The 18,299-nt window shown below is 42.8% G+C and carries 17 protein-coding genes; 2 read left to right on the top strand and 15 right to left on the bottom strand.

The window, feature by feature from the left end; all coding sequences use genetic code 11:
* Positions 1 to 13 precede the first annotated feature (13 nt).
* From DW152_RS07735 to pdxA, 4 genes are all read right to left on the bottom strand, one after another.
* Positions 14 to 514 (bottom strand): YcxB family protein, encoded by a 501-nt coding sequence (locus DW152_RS07735; RefSeq protein ID WP_118288346.1) that lies wholly within the window; start codon positions 512 to 514, stop codon positions 14 to 16.
* A gap of 103 nt (positions 515 to 617) precedes the next feature.
* On the bottom strand, positions 618 to 1,649 hold the full coding sequence (locus DW152_RS07730) for a 2-keto-3-deoxygluconate permease (RefSeq protein ID WP_118288345.1): 1,032 nt from the start codon (positions 1,647 to 1,649) through the stop codon (positions 618 to 620).
* Between the two features lie 18 nt (positions 1,650 to 1,667).
* Complete coding sequence (locus DW152_RS07725; RefSeq protein ID WP_118288344.1) at positions 1,668 to 3,011, bottom strand: four-carbon acid sugar kinase family protein; 1,344 nt, start codon at positions 3,009 to 3,011, stop codon at positions 1,668 to 1,670.
* Complete coding sequence (gene pdxA, locus DW152_RS07720) at positions 3,012 to 4,031, bottom strand: 4-hydroxythreonine-4-phosphate dehydrogenase PdxA (RefSeq protein ID WP_021860154.1); 1,020 nt, start codon at positions 4,029 to 4,031, stop codon at positions 3,012 to 3,014. It abuts the gene before it with no gap.
* A gap of 303 nt (positions 4,032 to 4,334) precedes the next feature.
* Between pdxA and DW152_RS07715 the strand changes: the two genes are divergently transcribed.
* On the top strand, positions 4,335 to 5,123 hold the full coding sequence (locus DW152_RS07715) for a triose-phosphate isomerase (protein ID WP_117537763.1): 789 nt from the start codon (positions 4,335 to 4,337) through the stop codon (positions 5,121 to 5,123).
* Positions 5,124 to 5,277: 154 nt separating this feature from the next.
* Here the strand turns inward: DW152_RS07715 and dhaL are convergent, their stop codons facing one another.
* Positions 5,278 to 7,044 (bottom strand): dihydroxyacetone kinase subunit DhaL, encoded by a 1,767-nt coding sequence (gene dhaL, locus DW152_RS07710; RefSeq protein WP_118288343.1) that lies wholly within the window; start codon positions 7,042 to 7,044, stop codon positions 5,278 to 5,280.
* Between the two features lie 146 nt (positions 7,045 to 7,190).
* Positions 7,191 to 7,637: a ribose 5-phosphate isomerase B gene (rpiB, locus tag DW152_RS07705; protein ID WP_021860151.1), complete on the bottom strand. Its 447-nt coding sequence runs from the start codon at positions 7,635 to 7,637 to the stop codon at positions 7,191 to 7,193.
* A gap of 90 nt (positions 7,638 to 7,727) precedes the next feature.
* On the opposite strand from rpiB, the gene DW152_RS07700 reads away from it, so the two are divergent.
* The gene (locus DW152_RS07700; RefSeq protein ID WP_118288342.1) at positions 7,728 to 8,513 is read left to right on the top strand and encodes a Cof-type HAD-IIB family hydrolase; all 786 of its coding nucleotides are present in this window, start codon (positions 7,728 to 7,730) and stop codon (positions 8,511 to 8,513) included.
* A 117-nt stretch (positions 8,514 to 8,630) separates the two neighbouring features.
* Here the strand turns inward: DW152_RS07700 and DW152_RS07695 are convergent, their stop codons facing one another.
* The 9 genes from DW152_RS07695 to DW152_RS07655 form a co-directional block, all read right to left on the bottom strand.
* Positions 8,631 to 9,716 (bottom strand): M24 family metallopeptidase, encoded by a 1,086-nt coding sequence (locus tag DW152_RS07695; RefSeq protein WP_021860149.1) that lies wholly within the window; start codon positions 9,714 to 9,716, stop codon positions 8,631 to 8,633.
* A 142-nt stretch (positions 9,717 to 9,858) separates the two neighbouring features.
* Positions 9,859 to 10,500 carry an HAD family hydrolase gene (locus DW152_RS07690; protein ID WP_117537760.1) on the bottom strand — a complete coding sequence of 214 codons (642 nt, stop codon included), beginning with the start codon at positions 10,498 to 10,500 and terminating at the stop codon, positions 9,859 to 9,861.
* An 85-nt stretch (positions 10,501 to 10,585) separates the two neighbouring features.
* A complete protein-coding gene (locus DW152_RS07685) occupies positions 10,586 to 12,091 on the bottom strand; it encodes a xylulokinase (RefSeq protein WP_118288341.1) in 1,506 nt (501 codons plus the stop codon).
* Between the two features lie 16 nt (positions 12,092 to 12,107).
* Positions 12,108 to 13,160: a 2-hydroxyacid dehydrogenase gene (locus DW152_RS07680; protein ID WP_021860146.1), complete on the bottom strand. Its 1,053-nt coding sequence runs from the start codon at positions 13,158 to 13,160 to the stop codon at positions 12,108 to 12,110.
* A gap of 84 nt (positions 13,161 to 13,244) precedes the next feature.
* Positions 13,245 to 13,898 (bottom strand): class II aldolase/adducin family protein, encoded by a 654-nt coding sequence (locus tag DW152_RS07675; protein ID WP_021860145.1) that lies wholly within the window; start codon positions 13,896 to 13,898, stop codon positions 13,245 to 13,247.
* Between the two features lie 86 nt (positions 13,899 to 13,984).
* The gene (locus DW152_RS07670; RefSeq protein WP_021860144.1) at positions 13,985 to 15,022 is read right to left on the bottom strand and encodes a 2-hydroxyacid dehydrogenase; all 1,038 of its coding nucleotides are present in this window, start codon (positions 15,020 to 15,022) and stop codon (positions 13,985 to 13,987) included.
* Positions 15,023 to 15,026: 4 nt separating this feature from the next.
* On the bottom strand, positions 15,027 to 16,556 hold the full coding sequence (locus tag DW152_RS07665; protein ID WP_118288340.1) for an FGGY-family carbohydrate kinase: 1,530 nt from the start codon (positions 16,554 to 16,556) through the stop codon (positions 15,027 to 15,029).
* Between the two features lie 6 nt (positions 16,557 to 16,562).
* Complete coding sequence (locus DW152_RS07660) at positions 16,563 to 17,507, bottom strand: sugar-binding transcriptional regulator (RefSeq protein ID WP_021860142.1); 945 nt, start codon at positions 17,505 to 17,507, stop codon at positions 16,563 to 16,565.
* A gap of 435 nt (positions 17,508 to 17,942) precedes the next feature.
* Positions 17,943 to 18,299, bottom strand: a 357-nt coding sequence (locus DW152_RS07655) for a dihydroxyacetone kinase subunit L (RefSeq protein ID WP_118288339.1), incomplete at its 5' end; no start/stop codon positions are given.

Here is an 18,299-nt window from a genome sequence, read left to right as displayed (position 1 = left end):
GACTGCATTGCCATTAGTGCATACGCACTTTGCTCTGCCCAAGCTGCGTTGCAATGATCGTAAAAATCGGTACAAACTGATCACCAAAATCAACTTTTGGAATGATCATTGCATTATCTTTTCCATAATAAATACCTATCGTCTTCGGCGTTACCACTGCACGCTCGATCTCATCCCATTTATAATTCTTTGTATTTCCATCATTTTCTGCAACAATACCTTCATCTGAAAATGTATAATCCACAGGATTGCAATATTCCTGGTTCACTTCCACTTGCTTTGCTGCACGCATCTTAAGCTGCAACGGTGTACCGCCAAGGAAAATCACTGCTGCGATCAGGTAAAAAACAAGACCTGTCACTCCTGTATGATTCGTCGTATACATAATGACTCCCATAAAGGCAACTGCCAGTCCAAGAATGTTGATCAGAAATCCGCTGAATTTTGAATAAGCATGAAACAAAAGGAAATCATAAAGATATTCTTTTGTCATGCGAACGGTAATTTTATTCATGATACCAAAAACCTCCTGCAAATATTTTCTTTTAATGCGTATAAAACAAAAAAGCCCTTTTATATTATACCATACAAAAGGACTTTTTTTCAGTAAATAATTCTTAGTGAGCCATTTTCTCGTATGCCCATCCTTCCGGACTATAGATACCTTTCTGTCTCTTCTGCATATATTTATCAAATGCAGCAGTGATGAACGGACACAGGAACAGTGTAATAATAGATGCTGTTGCACACTGTGCTGTTGCCAGACTTACAGAATTTGCCAGAGTCGGATCTGCCTCTGCAACAGCTGCCGGTGTCATAGCTGAGTTCAGAGCTGTTGTACCGATTGCAGCACCCATAGCATTTCTCTCTTTCTTCGGAAGCAGTAAGTTGATGATGAAGAAGAACAGTACTGCAGTTGCTGCTGAAATCAGTCCAAGTACAATTCCTGATGCTCCTGCTTTTAAGATTGTCTTTACATCTGTCTTAGCTCCGATAGAGATTGTCATAAAGAAAGTTACGATCGGCTGTGCTGCTTTACAAGCATTACGGAAGCCTTTATCTAAGTTACCCCATACAAATCCAATCAACAGAGGAATGATAACTGCGATCAGAGAGTTGATCGGGATATTGGCAAGTCCTGTTGCTCCAAGTGCGATCAATGTGAAGAACGGACCGTCATTTAATGCCAGGATGGATACAGCTCCTGTATCTGTTGCATTACCAAACTGAGAAGATAATGAAATATACAGAGAACTGTTAGAGTTTGTAATCGCTGCAATAAATACGAATGGTGCGATTCCTAAGAATCCCTGTGGTCCGCAAAGCTTACCAACTACAACTCCTACGATAACTCCAAGTAAAAATTTAACACCAGTCATAACAACACCTTTATATAAAGGCAGACCAACCTGTTTTACGTCGATCATAGATCCACATACAATCAGGAAAAATCCCATCATGCAGGCATTTCCTTCATAAAACAATGCTGTTACATATCCACCGATCTGGAAGAACTGTGGAATAAATGTTGCAATTACAACTGCGATAACCAGCGGGATGATTACAAGTCCACCCGGAAGGTTTTTCATTTTTTCAAGAATTGGGTAATCTTTGCGTTCACTTTGAACATTTGTCTTTTCGTTGCTCATTTTCTCTCTCCTTATCTCTTATCGTGCAGATTCTCTGAACAGTCTGCTTACAATATCACATGCGGTATTGTCATTTCCGGTAAGTCCCCCTTTACCGACAACCGGGAGTCCGCTGTACTTACTGCCTACGAGGCGTCCGACATCTGTCTGTGGGATGACATAATCCATAACTTCGATACACTCTACTCCAAGCTGGTAGCATACATTTACCATGGTGTCCCCACCGGTTGTGTAAAGTCCTGCGACTTTCTCTTTTCCGACTTTCTCCAGAAGCTGTGAAACAATCATACCCAGACCTGCATTGATTCTGTTCGCGCTCATGCCACCTGCGTAGTGTCTCTTGTTGTCTTCTTCATCCAGATTCAGAAGTTCTCCATGAAGAGCTGTCTCAAAAAGGATCGCTCTTGGCTGATTGTCAGATTCCAGAAGTTCTGCCGCTTTGTTTACAGCTTTGAATACTTCATCCAGGGCAACATCACCGCCCTCAATAAGTGGAAGCGGTTCTACACTAACTCTCACATGACGAGGATCCTGACACAAGATTTCCATCTGTTTCTTTGTAACCGGAGTCGCGCTTCCTGCTGCGATCAGAACTGTCTTTCCTGCCTCATCTGCCTGCGGAGGAATATTCGGTTCCTCGGCACTGATCAGTTCTCTATAAAATGCAAGTTTTGAAGTAAACGGTCCCGGATCTACTGCAACAACATCCCATCTTAAGCTGATACATGCCTTTGCAATGTTTTCTACATCTTCCAGTGTGATTCCGTCTACGACAATCACTTCACATCCTGCTTTTTTCTGTTCTGCAAGAGCTTCTTCAATGACTTCTTCTCCTGCAAGAACTTTATCTAATGTAACCAGACCGACTTTTCTTCTTGTCTGGCCTTCCAGTAATCTTGGAATATAATTTTCTTTTACCGGAGTACGCACATCCTGTGCAACCGGCGTATTGATCAGAGCCACACCATCGATAACGGAATATCCGCCAACCAAGATTCTTCTGGACTGTGGCATAGCAGGTACTACTACTGCAACTGTACCTTCTTTCATCTGATCCAGCATTGCATCGATTTCTACACCAACACCGCCGCGAAGTGTAGTATCAATACGTTTTGAAAAATATTCAACGCCCATTTTCTTCAGAGCGATCGTTGCTGATTTTACTTTATCATAAGCTTCATTTGCAGGAAGCGGACGGCTGTTACTGCTGATCAGGATTGCATCCAGTTCATCAATTCCTTCTGTCTTCTCTGCTGCTTCTTCGTTAAAAAATACCGCTGTTCTGGCTTTGGATCTTGCAAGGAGCACACCTGTTGTTGTTGCTCCTGTCAGATCATCTGCCACTGCTCCGATTAATGGCATTTATTTACCCTCTCTTTCGTGCTGTTTTGCAGCATACTCAGCTACAACCTTCGTAGATTCGATCAGACTTACACATCCTGCGATTCCTTTTCCCGCGATATCAAATGCTGTTCCGTGATCTACAGAACTTCTGATAAACGGAAGTCCGAATGTCAGTGTTACGGATTTTTCGAAATCAAGTGTCTTACAAGCAATGTGTCCCTGATCGTGATACAGAGAAAGGATTGCATCGAATTTACCGGATTTGCCAATGTTAAATACAGAGTCAGCCGGGCAAGGTCCGATTGCATTGATTCCTTTTGCTTTTGCAGCTTCAACAGCCGGTCCGATATCTGTAAGCTCTTCTGTTCCGAATAATCCGTTGTCTCCGTTGTGTGGATTTAATCCGGCAACTGCGATCAGTGGATTCTCGATTCCGACTTTACGAAGTTCTTTATCAATGTTGATAACGTTCTCTAAGATTACGTCTTTTGTTGCATAGTGGCAAGCGTCTACCAATGACATGTGACGGCTTACAAAGAATACTCTTAATTTATGACATGAGAACATTGTCAGCGCATATGGAGAATTTGTCTGATGCTGATAAATCTCTGTATGTCCAGGCTCTTTTACTCCGACTAATTTGATAGCTCCTTTGTGGATCGGAGATGTAGAAACTGCATCTACTTTCTTAGCCATTCCAAGTTCGATAGATTTCATAACCCAGTCGATTGCCATCTGTCCTGCAAGCTTCTGCTCTTTTCCCCACTCGATAGAGTCTGTATCGTAATCTCCTGTTTCCAGAATATCGATTGTTCCAAATTCATATTTTGCTTCGGAAGGATCTGTGATCTTGTTGTATTTTAATTCTTTTCCAAGAACCTTTGCAGCTCTTTCCATGATTGCCTGACTTCCGATCACAAATGGTTTACAGCATTCATGAATCTCTTCTGAAAGCATAGTTCCTACTACAATCTCTGGTCCGATACCTGCCGGATCTCCCATTGTAATTGCTGTAACTGGTCTGAATTTCTCGCTCATTTTTCTCTTCCTTTCGTTTTCGAATACTTTCGTTTTATGTTTTGTATTTTTGTTTTGTTTTCATTTGTTGATTTTATTTTATTACTTTTGCTTTCGTTTTTCAATAGCTTTTTATCATTTCAGTAGATTCAAACACATTTTCATTACAGTTTTTGTGAATATTTACTATTATTTGCGCCTATTATTTCGTTTTTTTTCGTTTTTTCGTTTTGTTATTTTTTTGTCATGGATTTTGTTGCATTTTTTTCGTTTCGGATGTATAATGAAACCAACAATTTTTCATATAGAATCGAGGAGGATGACATGAAGAAAAAGTTATACTTTGGAAGTAACCTGAAAATGTACAAGCCTATCAAGGAGACTGTAGAATATCTCCAGTCACTGGTTGAACATACAAAGGACATCAGCCGTGACGAGATTGAACTGTTCATCATTCCTTCCTATACAACACTGGAAAGTGCAGTGAATAAAGTAGACCGCAATTATGTAAAAATCGGTGCACAGAATATGTGTTGGGAAGACGAAGGTCAGTTTACCGGAGAGATTTCACCGGTTATGTTAAAAGAACTCGGGCTGGATCTTGTAATGATCGGACATTCCGAGAGACGTCATGTATTCGGAGAGACAGACGTTGAAGAGAATAAGAAAGTAAAAGCCGCTCTGAATCATGGCTTCACGACTCTGCTCTGCATTGGTGAGACTGCTGAAGAGAAGAATTTCGGTATCAGCGCAGAAGTGCTCCGCACACAGTTAAAGGTCGGCTTCCACGATGTTCCGGTTTCACAGGTTCCGAATATCTGGGTTGCTTATGAGCCGGTATGGTCCATCGGTGTAAATGGAACACCTGCTTCCGCAGATTACGCAGAAGAGATGCACAAAGTTATCAAAGAGTGTCTGCAAGAGATCTTCGGTGATGCTTCTAAGGACATTCCGGTTCTGTACGGTGGAAGTGTCAATCCCGGCAATGCCAATGAACTCATTGTTCAGCCATCTATTGACGGATTATTTACCGGACGTGCTGCATGGCAGGCAGACAAGTTTGACAAGCTGATCCGTGATGCAAAAGCTACTTACGAAGCAGCACAGGCATAAGTCCTTTTGCTGTTTGCTTACTTATATTATTTATCAATTCCAAAAGAAGCCCCGTTTCACCGGTATGTGTGAAACGGGGCTTCTGCTGTTATTTCCCTATTAGTTTTTATCCACAATACAGACTTTGAATTTTGTAATTTATCCACACTGCTTTTTACTTCTCTTCACAGATATCCTCTACAAATTCACGCATTCCCTGAATGATCAGCCACACAGACGTTGCTCCTGCATCCTGGTATCCGATGGCACGTTCCATCAGTGATTTGGCGCGTCCAAATGCTGCCTGATATTTCTTTGTGTTCTCGACACCTGCTTTTGCGGCTGCCTCCGCTGCGCGCAGCATCTCGGCCAGGCTCTTTTCACTGTTTGCTTCCATTGCCTCTACTGCCGGAGCAAGTGCATCCACCATCGTCTTATCACCGACTTTCGCTTTGCCTCTCTCCTGGATTGCTGCAAGGCTTTTCTTTTCCATATGCGCCAGTTCTTCTGCACCGATAGCCTTCTTCGCTTCCATGCCTTTGGCACCGGCAAGATACAGGCTTCCGAAAACAACACCGGATGCGCCACCCATTGACAGGAGCATTGCCTTTCCCGCCGCCTCGAAGAGTGCATAGACATTCTCTTCATTCTCCATATGGGAGAGTTTTTTCTTAACTTTCTGCATGCCGCCCGCCATACCGATTCCATGGTCTCCATCACCAATGGCACTGTCTACTTCTGTCAGATATGGTTTCTTTGCAATGATTTTATCAGCAATATATAAAAGCATATTTCTTGTATCAGCCGCATTCAGTTCTTCCAGAATTCCGGCTTTGCTTCTTACAATCTCTGCCGCTTCCACGTCATTTACATCAAATTCCGGTTCTGACTTAATCTGTACATCTTCCGTCTGGCCGCCGGCTGCTTCACCGGTATTTCCCGTAAGCTCTCCCTTCGCGTAATACGGACAGTAACATGGCATATCATAGTATTTCTTCAGTTCTTCATCCAGTTTAAATAAAGTAATGGAAAATCCACCCATTTCCTGACTGGTACAATAATTGTTCAGATCTGTATCGTAAACTTTGATTCCATCTGCATCCAGAAGCTTTTTCACTTTGCGGAAAGCAATTGCAAGTTCTGTGATCGTTGTAGAACCGAGACCGTTTACAAGTACACACACTTCATCGCCCGTTTTCAAATCCGAATCGTCCAGAATCTGCTTATACATCTTCTCGGCAAGAACATCTGCATCTTCCCACGTAGTGCGCAGTACACCGCGCTCGCCGTGCAGTCCCATGCCGTATTCAATCTCGCCTTCGCCCAACGTAAATATCGGCTGTTCCACTCCCGGAAGCTGTGCAGGTGCAGTTGCAACACCAATCGTTCTTGTATTATCTCTTGCCTTCTCCGTAACTCTGACAACTTCTTCTAATTCCAGTCCTGCATCACATGCCGCACCTGCGATTTTCACAACAAATACATCTCCTGCGATTCCGCGTCGGTCCTCGATACGCTCCTGCGGTGCGGATGCTACATCATCCCACACGCGCACATGTGCTGTCTGGATTCCATCGTCATTTAAGAACTCTTCGCCCATATCAAAATTCAGATTATCTCCCGCATAGCAGCCATACACAAAAAGAACACCTTTTCCCTGCTCGACTGCCTTCGCTGTCTGGTAAATCGTGTTCGGATCGGGGGATGCAAATATATTGCCGCACGCCGCTGCATCTGCAAGTCCTTTTCCGACAAAGCCGGAAAACATCGGTTCATGTCCGCTTCCTCCACCGATCACCAGTGCCACTTTGTCTTTTCTTCTCTGTTTTAAAATCACACCGTTCACATCCGGATGTTTAACATAATATCTGCTGTAAGCGCTGATATAGCCTTCCATCATCTCATCTACAACGTGTTCCGGATTATTTATAATCTTCCGCATCCTGCTGTCACCTCTTCTGTCATTATTTATATCTAAATATCTGCCGCTGCTGCTCTCTTCTGGCTGTTGCCTCTATTATGATTGTCACGTCATTATAGATTTAAAGTTAAAAGATGCCCTTACAGGCATCTTTAACAGACCATTTCTTAGTTATCTTTATTCTCAATCGCCATGATCATATCGACACGAGTCTGGTGTCTTCCACCTTCAAACTCAGCGCCAAGCCATTCATCAATGATCATCTTTGCAAGCTCAATGCCCACAACACGTGCACCAAACGCTAAAATATTTGTATTGTTGTGCTGTTTGGACAGTTTTGCAGAATACGGTTCTGAGCATACAACTGCTCTTACGCCTTTTACTTTGTTGGCAGCCAGCGAGATTCCGACTCCTGTTCCGCAGATCAGAATTCCGCAGTCTACTTCGCCGGATACAACTGCACGTCCGACTTTCTCACCAAATTCCGGATAGTTACAGCTCTCCGGTGTGTTGGTCCCATAATTGATAACTTCATATCCTTTCTCTTCCAAATACTCCATTACCTGATTCTTCATCTCTAATGCTGCATGATCGTTACCAATTCCAATTTTCATAGTATCTATCCTCTTCTTTCATTTAATTTCTTTTTATATTATAATAGTTACGGATTTAATTAGCAAGATACGAAAAGGAGAATACACTTTATGATAAAATACATCGCCAGCGATCTGGATGGAACATTACTTCAAAACGGGGCGCAGAAACCGGATAATGAAACTTTAGAACTTATCCGCCGGCTCACCGAAGTCGGAATTCATTTCATTGCCGCCAGCGGCAGACAGTATATCAATATGTACCGTATGTTTGGTCCTGTGCAGGATATGATTTCTTATGTTTCGGAAAATGGTGCCCTCGTCATGGATCAGCACAAAGCCGTCACCAAAGGCTCTCTTGACCGTGATCTTGTCCTTCGCATCACCGAATATGCCAAAGGATATCCGGCATGCAACTGCCAGCTTTCCTGCGAAAGCTGCTGTTATACCGATTCCAAAGATCCATTTTACATAAAACATATGACTGACGTTGTCCAGTATGATATGGCGGTTGTGGATAATTTAGCTGACATAAAAGAACCGTTTTTAAAGCTTGCCATGTGTGATTTCTCCGGCAAAGGAACTTCCGCAATTGAGCCTTTCTTCCGCAAGGAATTTGGTGATGAGATTAAGATCGTCACTTCCGGGAACGAGTGGATTGATTTTGTCGCACCGGATATTAATAAAGGAACTGCTCTTGAAAAACTGGTACATTATCTTGGATTTGATATGTCTGAAGGAATTGCTTTCGGCGATCAGTTTAACGATATCGAAATGCTTCAGATGGCAGGCGACAGTTATGCACTTTCCGGATGCGCGCCGGGCGTTGAAGCTTATGCGAATCACATGACAGATTCCGTGCAGGAAGTACTGAAGAAAGTGCTTGCTGAATTATAAAGACTACTTTACAACAAAAAAGCACCGCCCCATAACCGATACAAATCAGCTATGGAACGATGCTCTTTCTTATGTATAAATTATACCGCTCTCAATAACTTGTCCTAAGAGTTCTTCTTACTCTTCCGGAACAATGATCAGATCTTTTGTGAAGTCATTCAGAACTTCGCATCCGTCTTCTGTGATGATTACAAGGTCTTCGATACGAACACCGATGTTCTCATCCGGAAGATAGATTCCCGGTTCAACTGAGAAGCACTGTCCAACCTGGATGATATCTGTATTTACAGAAGATACATCACCAAACTCGTGGTCTTCCAGTCCGATAGAATGACCTGTTCTGTGTGTGAAGTACTCTCCGAAGCCTTTCTCCTCGATGTAATTTCTTGCAGCAAGATCAACGTCGCACATTCTTGCGCCCGGTTTTGCAGCTTCGATACCACGTCTGTTAGCTTCTACTACGATATCATAGATCTCTTTTGCACGATCGGAAACTTCTCCGATGAAGACAGTTCTTGTCATATCAGATGCATAGTTGTCTTTGAATCCACCGATATCAAGGATTACGCAATCTCCGCGTTTTCCTTTGGAATCATCTGTTACATGATGTGGATCTGCTGCTCCGTGTCCATAAGCTGTGATCGGATCAAAAGATACATCCTCACATCCTAATTCTTTGTAGATCTCACGCATCTTAGCGTTCAGTTCTTTCTCTGTCAGACCTTTTGCTACCCAAGGAATGATCTTCTCCATAGCAACATCGTTGATCTTAGAAGATTTTCTCATTAAATCCTGCTCTTTTTCATCTTTGATCATACGGATATAATCAATGATCGGAGAACCATTGACAAATTTGCTTCCTCCGCCAAGTTCCTGCAGACGGATTAAGAATTTGGATGGCCATGTCTTGTCAATACCCATGGTCTTGTCTTTCTCTACATATTTGCTTAAGATCTCTACTCCGTCCTCAATATCATCATAATAAATGATATCTACTCCGAGATCTCCTTCCTGTGGAAACAGTTTGTTGATTACAAACTTATGATTTCCATTCACATTCAGATACAGTGCTAAAAGTCTCTCTCCCGGGAAGATCCATTTACCTGTCAGATAAAAAATCGCAACCGGATCGGATACGATCATCTGTGGTACATCATGCTCCTCCATTGATTTTAATACTCTTGTTACTTTTCCCTGATCCATTGTCTGTCCCAGCCTTTCTATTTATTTATAGACATTTTAAATCGGCAGTGAAACACTACCGATTTAATTTTGATTACATTATATGCTTTTCCATAACAAAAGTCAAATTTGTCAGACGATTTTTTGTATCATCTTCTTTTTATTATATTTTTATATCCCGTATACTCTTAATCTGCTGATCTGCTTTCGATATATCCTGCATTCCGGAAGTCGGATTGTCATATCCGTAGCAGAAAATGCCTGCTGCCTTCGCAGCTTCGATTCCCGCACGGGAATCTTCTACTGCCACAGCTTCTTCTGCATTCACTCCGGTAAGTTCAAGCACTTTCAGATATACATCCGGTGCTGGTTTCTTCTTCGGTATCTCATCTCCGGAAACCGTCACATCAAACTGCTCTGCAATTCCCAGAAGCCTAAGCGAATCATCTACAAGAATACGGGTAGATGAGGAAGCAAGCGCAATTCCCATTCCTTTTTCCTTCGCATCCATTATCAATTCTACCAGCCCGTCCGATGGCTTTACATCATTCTCTTCGATTTGCTTTGCCACCAGGTGATACTGCTCTTTTTCCAATGCGTAAGGCTCTCCCTCAATCTGATAAATCTCGATTACCTTCCGCCAGAATCCGCTGGATGATTTACCCACGGCTTCCGGCATCTTCTCATCCGGAATGATCCCATATTTTTTAAACATCATCTGCCTTGCATTCTCATGCAGTGGCTCGCTGTCTAAGATCACTCCATCCATATCAAAAATGATTAATCTTGCATCTTGTTTCCCCATAATTCTATCCTCAGTCTCCATCCTTCTTATTATCATTGTTTCCTGCACATTTTTTAGAACTGTGTCGCTTATTATTTTACATTTTTTATTTGATCTGTGCAAGTGCCGCAAACTGCGATTTCAAACTTTGATAAGAATCCAGATAGATCTGATATAACTCTTTATATATCGGTATCCATTCTTCCACCGGCTCTACAATTTTCTTAATCTGTAATGCCGCCCTTGATGCGTCTTCCGGTGTCTTGTACTCGCCCATAAATGCTGCATTCATGTAGCCGAGTCCACCCGGTGCTCCAAGATTTACTGACGGTATCTTGATCTCCTGGCCGATGACAGATGCCTTGATTTTCAGCCAGATATCACTCTTGCTGCAACCACCGCAGCAGATGAAATCGCGAATTGGGATTCCTGTCTTGATCGCCTGATCCAGATTATCCTGCAGTGCAAAACTGGTGCCTTCCATAACCGCACGTAACATTTCCGCACGGGTTGTATTCATATTCAGCCCCATAAAAGTTCCTCTTGCATTCGGATCCCAGATTGGTGCACGCTCTCCTGCCATATAAGGGAGGAAAATAAGTCCTGTCGGATTTTTTGCACCGGCTTCGATTTCTTTATTTATTCTCGGATAAGCGTCATTTTGCGGTGTCTCGCCGCCGTACAGCGCATCACGAAACCACTTCAGTGAACCGCCGGCTGTATTCATAGCACCGAATAAAATGGTTGTGTTCTCTTTCACACCACGAAGATAAGAAAGCTCATTACATGTCACAAGTCCGTCAAATCCAAACATGACAACCGAACTTGTTCCTGTCATCTCTGCAATGCTTCCATCTCCGTAAACGCCTACTTCCAGGGCTGCTGCCGATGCATCTACTGCACCACCTAAAACAACCGTCTTCGTAGAAAGTCCGGTCTCTTCTGCTGCTTTCTTTGATACATGTCCAATGACATCCATACAGTCATAAATATCCGGCATGATCTTCGTATCTCCGCCAATCGCTTCAAATAATTCTTCGCTCCAGCAGTTGTTATGCACATCGTAAAGCTGTGTCAATGATGCATGTGTTGCATCAATGGAAAATACTTCTGTCAGTTTATAATTGATATAACCATTCACCTGAAGAATCTTATGACATTTCTTCATCATATCCGGATGGTTACGTAAAAACCACATAAGCTCTGTCAGCGTAAAATACGTGTCCAGACGGTTGCCGGTGATCTCATACACCTTCTTCGTACCGATCTTCTCTTCTAATATTTCTAATTCTTTGGTGCTTCTCCGATCCATCCAGATCAACGCATCGTGCAGCGGCTCGCCTTCTTTTGTCATAGGAAGAACTGCCGGTGCCTGACTGCTGACAGAGATTACTTTAATATCTTCTGGGGCAACCCTGCTCTCGGTGAGAATAGACCTTATGGACTCTGCGACGCCCTTCCACCAGTCTTCCGGATTCTGTTGTGCCCATGATGCCTTCGGAAGCAGTGTCTTGTACTCTCTTCCAGCTTCTGCTACGACCTGTACACCCTCGCCAAAGAGAATACATTTTACCGTAGTCGTTCCTATATCAATTCCAATGGAATATTTCACCTTGAACGCCTCCCCTCTACTTCAATACCTCCGGATTGCAGATGAATTTCGGCTGCTCATGTGCCAGAATTTTCTTAACATCCGTAAGCACGATTTCTGTCTGATGTCCAACAATATCTCTTGCTGATCCTGCAAGATGCGGTGTCAGAACAACATTTCTCAGAGATAAGATCTTATCTCCTGCCGGGATAGGTTCAACCGGATATACATCCAGACCTGCTCCGGCAATCTTTTTATCTTTTAATGCATCGTATAATGCGTCATAGTCCAGAACTTTCGCACGTGCTGTATTTACAAAGTAGGCTGTAGGTTTCATAAGTGCGATCTTCTCTCTGCTGATCAGTCCGACTGTCTCCGGGACAACATTACAGTTTACACTGATGAAATCAGCTTCTTTCATAACTGTATCCAAATCTACTTTCTTGGCATCCAGATAATCCATCTGCTCCTGTGATACATATGGATCATAAATGATCAGGTTCATGCCAAGTGCATGTGCTCTCTTTGCAACTTCTCGACCGATCATACCGAAACCGATCTGTCCAAATGTCTTGCCATACATCTCCGGTCCGCCGCCATATAATGCGAAAGGTGCATCCGGATCCATGGACCACTCAGACATTGTCTCAGCACGCTTTCCACCGTTGTCGTGATACTGTACATTTGTAAGCTGGTCTGTATATTTTAACAGATGATCTGTTAAACTCATGTTCTTGGATACACACATCAGAAGTGCGATCGTGTGCTCAGCAACAGCAATCGCATTTCTTCCACCGGCTCTTAATACCGGAATTCCTTTTGCTGTAGCAGCTTCGATATCAATACTTGCAAATGCTTCGTTACGGCAGCATACGATAATCTTTAATTTTTCTGCTGCATCAATAACTTCTTTTGTAATATCTTCAAATTCGGAGATCAGAAGTTCCACGTCTTTAATTTTCTCTTTCATCTCCGGTACCGGCATCTTAATTCCGGTTACACCATATCCTGCGAACTCATAATCTGTAGTGATTGTTTCCAGCATATCTGTGTAGTTTTTGTCAAATCTTGCTGTAATTAATGTTTTCATTGGTCATATCTCCTTTTTACATCCATCTCTGCTTAAATAGCGCCGGGAGCTTTAAAGCTCCCGGTTATCATGCCTGTAAACGGCTTATTTCTGTCCGTATTTGTGAAGGAAGAAATCATGGAAGAATGCAATATCTTCATCGGAGATCTGTACCGGTCCACCGATAGACTGTACATTGATATATACCATAGCTGCTTTTTCCAGAACCTGTGATCCTGTTAATGCTTCGGAAAGATTTCTTCCGATTGTAATCTCTCCATGGTTAGCGATAAGAGCTCCTGTACGATCTTTTAAAGCTTCTACAACTGTCTTAGCCATCTCCTGTGATCCTGGCATTGTGTAGTCTGCAACACGAACATCTCCACCAAGAATCTGTACCTGGTCATCGCAGATCGGAGGAATTGGTTTTCTTGCTGTAGCCATTACCAGTGCGTAATTAGAATGTGTATGTACGATACCGTTCATTTCCGGTCTGTCTTTGAAAATAGCTGCGTGGATCGGTGTTTCTACAGATGGTTTTAATCTTCCTTCATATTCCAGAGTGTTCATATTTACAAGAACCATATCTTCCGGACATAAGCGATCATAATCCATTCCTGAAGGTGTGATTACCATATATTCATCATCTACACGAGCAGAAATATTTCCCCATGTTCCTGCTACCAGTCCGCTGTGGTACATTTTCTTAGCTGTTTCACATACTTCAATCTGTGCTACTGTCACTTTGTCTCTGTTCATTTTCATTTCCTCCTTAACCCTTTAAGATCCTTCTTTTTCATTTTATTTTTAAGATGCCTGCCCATGCAGGCACCTTAAAGTTCTTCTTAGTATCTGTACTGATATAATAAATGTTCGCCGTTCAGGAATCTTCGAACGTCAGATACAATCTGTTTTGTATGATTTACAAGTACGTCATTTGTTGCTCCTGCAATATGCGGTGTAATTACAACGTTGTCCAGTTCTGTTACATATGGATGGTTGCTTGCGATCGGCTCACTTGCATATACGTCAAATGCTGCTCCCGCGATTCTCTTCTCACGAAGTGCTTCGATGAGTGCTTCTTCATCCAGGATTGCTCCTCTGGAAGCGTTGATGAAATATGCAGTTGGTTTCATCAGTGCGATTCTTTCTTTACTAATGATTCCGGTTGTCTCCGGTGTAACTTTCATATGGCATGTAATGAAATCAGACTCTTTCATCAGTTCTTCTACTGTATTGACTTTGCGGATACCGATTTCCTCAATGTCAACTTCTCCCTGATATGGATCGTAGATCAGAAGCTGCATGCCAAATGCTCTTGCGATATGTCCTACACGTCTTCCGATACTTCCGTATCCGAGGATACCAAGAGATTTACCTTTTAACTGTGTACCTTTAAATACCATGTAAGGTGCATCCATCTTCATATCCCAGATAACGTCTGCTTTCAGTCCTTCTTTTGTTGTCTTATGTGCATCCGGGTTGCCAGTATATTTTCCTTCTTTTAATGCTTTGTATGCCATCGGAATCTTTCTTGCGATAGAAAGCATCAGACCGATTGTCATCTCTGCTGTGGAATCTGAGTTTCTTCCAGGTGTATACAGAACCGGGATTCCTCTTTCTTTTGCAGCTGCCATATCAACATTTACCGGCGTTGCTCTTGTGCATGCGATCAGTTTCAGATTCGGCGCACCTTCGATAACTCTTCTTGTAATATCATCATAGCTTGTGATGATAATGTCTGCATCTTTTGTCTTCTTTACAAGCTCATCCTCTTCCATCTTCGGAAGTCCGAGTGCCCATCCGTCCAGCACGACATCACCCATCTCGTATAATGGCTTTAATTCTTCTTCATTGTACTCTGCGGTAAAAAATATTTTCATTTCTCTAATCCTCCTTAATTGCCTGAATTTTCTTATTCATCTGGTGTCTGTAGTCCCAGATCTGTTGATTGTGAATTCGTACCTGTCTGAAAAGTTCATATAACAGATCGTATTTTTCTGTACGTTTCAGATTCGGTTCGTATGTCTGTTTAAATACACAAGCTTTCTCTACCGCCTCCTCATAAGACCTGTATATTCCAAGTTTCACACCTGCGATCAGCGCAACACCTTTTGCACCAAGTTCTTTTCCTGCAGGTATCATAACTTTCATTCCCATTACATCTGCAATCATCTGTGCCCATACCGGGCTCTTTGCTCCGCCACCGGCAAGATATAAAGTCGCATGTTTATCTACATTCTGCAGACAGTCGCGGATAGAAAGACTTAAGCCTTCGTATACTGCCCGGATCAGTTGTTCTCTCGTTGTAACCTGGCTGATTCCGAAGAAGCTTGCTCTTGCATATGGATGATAAAACGGAGCTCTCTCTCCCGCCACGCTGATGTACGGATGATAAACGACTCCGCCGCAGCCTACCGGCACGCTTTCTACCATTTTATCAATCTCAGTGAAATCTTTTGTATTTGAAATATTCTGAAGCATCCAGTCAATGTTTGGTGTGCCGTTCAGTGTCGGCTGTAATTCTACATATAATTCTTTGATCGGATGTTTTTCGTATCTGGAATTCTCTGCTCCAAAATCGCAGTCTTCCTTTCGCATAACCATCTCACTGGCACATGTTGTGCCGAGGATGACGCAGGCATCTTTCTCATGGATCGCACCAAGTCCGATTGCTGTTGCTGATGTATCCAGTGCTCCGGCAACGACCGGTGTACCTTTGGCAAGTCCGGTATCTTCTGCCACGCTGTTAAGGATTGTTCCAACTACTTCATCTGAATCCACCGGATCCGGAAGGTAATCACGATATTCAAAAATATCTAATTCTTTCATCAGATCTTCTGCAATCTTACCGGTCTGTGCATCAATCAGGGAAGTGAAACTGTCGGTGATCTCTGTTCCGATCTTGCCGGTCAGATTATAACGGATCCAGTCTTTACAGAATAATATCTTATACCCCTTATCCAGCACATCTTTGCGATGAGACTTCATCCACCGCAGAAGCATCATCTGATTGCCAAGAAGCGGCGGGGTTCCGGTTGTCCGGTGATAAAGTTTACCGATCTCAGGATGTTCTTCCGTGATCTTATGTACTTCTGCAACTGCACGTCCGTCACACCAGAGAATTGCATTCTGCAATGGCTTTCCTTCTTTGTCGATCAGCCAGCATCCTTCTCCCTGTCCGGTAACTCCGATGCCTTTGATATCTTCTGCTGCAACTACTTTTGAATCCATCAGTTCTGTAATGCAGGCTTTGACTTTTTCCCATACGATTGTCATATCCTGTTCTTCATTGTTCCCACCGTCGTTGATCGTCTCGCTCACACGGCTTGCAACCTGTATCTCTGTACCTTTCTCATCGAACAGGACTGCCTTGACATTTGACGTTCCGACATCAATTCCCATAATATAATCCATGCTTTATCACTCCTCTTCTTTTACGATCTCAAGAATCTCTCTTGCCGTCGTTTCATCTGTAATCAGTGTATCTATACAATTCGTACGAAGAGCTGCTTTGATTGCCTGCACTTTCTTGGCACCACACGCTACAAGAATTACATTTGGAATTCCCTTCAGGCATTCTACATTGGCACTCAGCAAACGATCTGACAATGGACAATTATCCCAGGATCCGTCTTCTCTGATTGGATTCATTGCAATATCTCCAATAAATCCCTCTGCACGGAGCATCTGTATATCTTCCTTTGTAATATGTCCTCTTGTGCACATCGTAGACTGCTCTGTTAATTCACCAACTCCAAGTACCGCTATATTGCACTTCTTCATTAATTCAAAAGAAGCTTTGATACTTCTCTCTTGCATCAGCATCTTCTTTGTTTCTTCATGTTCTACAACCACCGGCGCATATAACATATAACTTGCACAGTCCAGCTTGTTCGCAAGATTTCGTGCGATCTCGTCAGACTTTTCAACCTTCTGTTCTATGTTCTGCGCTCCCATAAGCTGTACAACCCGGCATTCGCTTCTCTTGTGATAAACCATCTGATCTACAACCTCTGCCAGTGTGTGTCCCCAGGAAACTCCTACTGTGTCTCCCTGCTGAATCTTATCCTCCATATACTGGGCCGCTACGTTTGCTACTTTATATATTGCTGTATCTCTCTCGCCATAATCACTGGCTACAATCACCTGTTTTAAAGTATAGGCTTCTTCCAGCTTACACTCCAGCTCAATATTATCTCTTTCGTAGCCTTGGATACTGATATTTACAATTCCAAGATCCATCAGCGAATTGATGATCTGATTCACTTTCTGTCTTGTGAAGGAAAGACGTTTTGCAATCTCATCTTGTGTCATTCCCAGGGTGTAATACCAATATGCAATCTTTATATATACATCTTCTCTCATATATCTCTCCTTGGTTACATTTGTAATTTTATATTACATTTGTATTTAGTATAGCATTTTTTGTGCTTTTGTCAATAGTTCTCGGACATATAAGATGGCACTTTTTTGCCTTAAATACGCCATTTTTCAAGCTTTTCATGACACTTTTTTCACAATTCTAAAAGAAGCCGGAAGATGAGTCTTGCTCTCTATCTCCCGGCTTCTTTTAAGCTATCTCAGAACTGTCTTTCCGATGTATGATAGTTCCTTATGCTGTTTAGTTCTAAAAATGCCATACAAATTGTTTCGTACTTTGTACTCCCACAATTCTGCCCTACATTCGCATATCGTGAAGCTTACGATCCACTTTTATGCCCATATTCGGGGCGGGGCACTAAGTCATAAAACCTCTCACGTGCAAGCACATCGTGGTTTCAGACTTGTGCCCCTGGCATCTTATAATAGTTCGCTGATTCCGTCCGCCATTGCGCTGAGGATAATGCAGCAGGAGGTTGCTCCTGCATCCAGCACACCTCTGGATCTCTCGCCCAGACGGCTGGAACGTCCGAATTTTGCTACCATGTCCTTGGTAGAATCGCGTCCTGCTTCTGCAGCTTTCTTCATCTCTGCCAGTGCTTCTTTGAAATCTTTTCCTTCTGCTCCGGCTGCTTTCATTACGTCCACGGATGGCGCCAGTGTATCTACTAATGTCTTGTCTCCGACTTTCGCATCTACGATCCCGTACAGTCCGTTCAGTCCGGCTTCCAGCATTGTTCCAAGATCTGCCGCTGTGATCTCATCCAGATCTTCTCC

This window comes from Dorea sp. AM13-35, assembly GCF_003473885.1.
Lineage (GTDB): Bacteria > Bacillota > Clostridia > Lachnospirales > Lachnospiraceae > Dorea_D > Dorea_D hominis.
The sequence above is the reverse complement of the archived record's forward strand: the minus strand, read 5'-3'. Positions and strand labels throughout refer to the sequence as shown.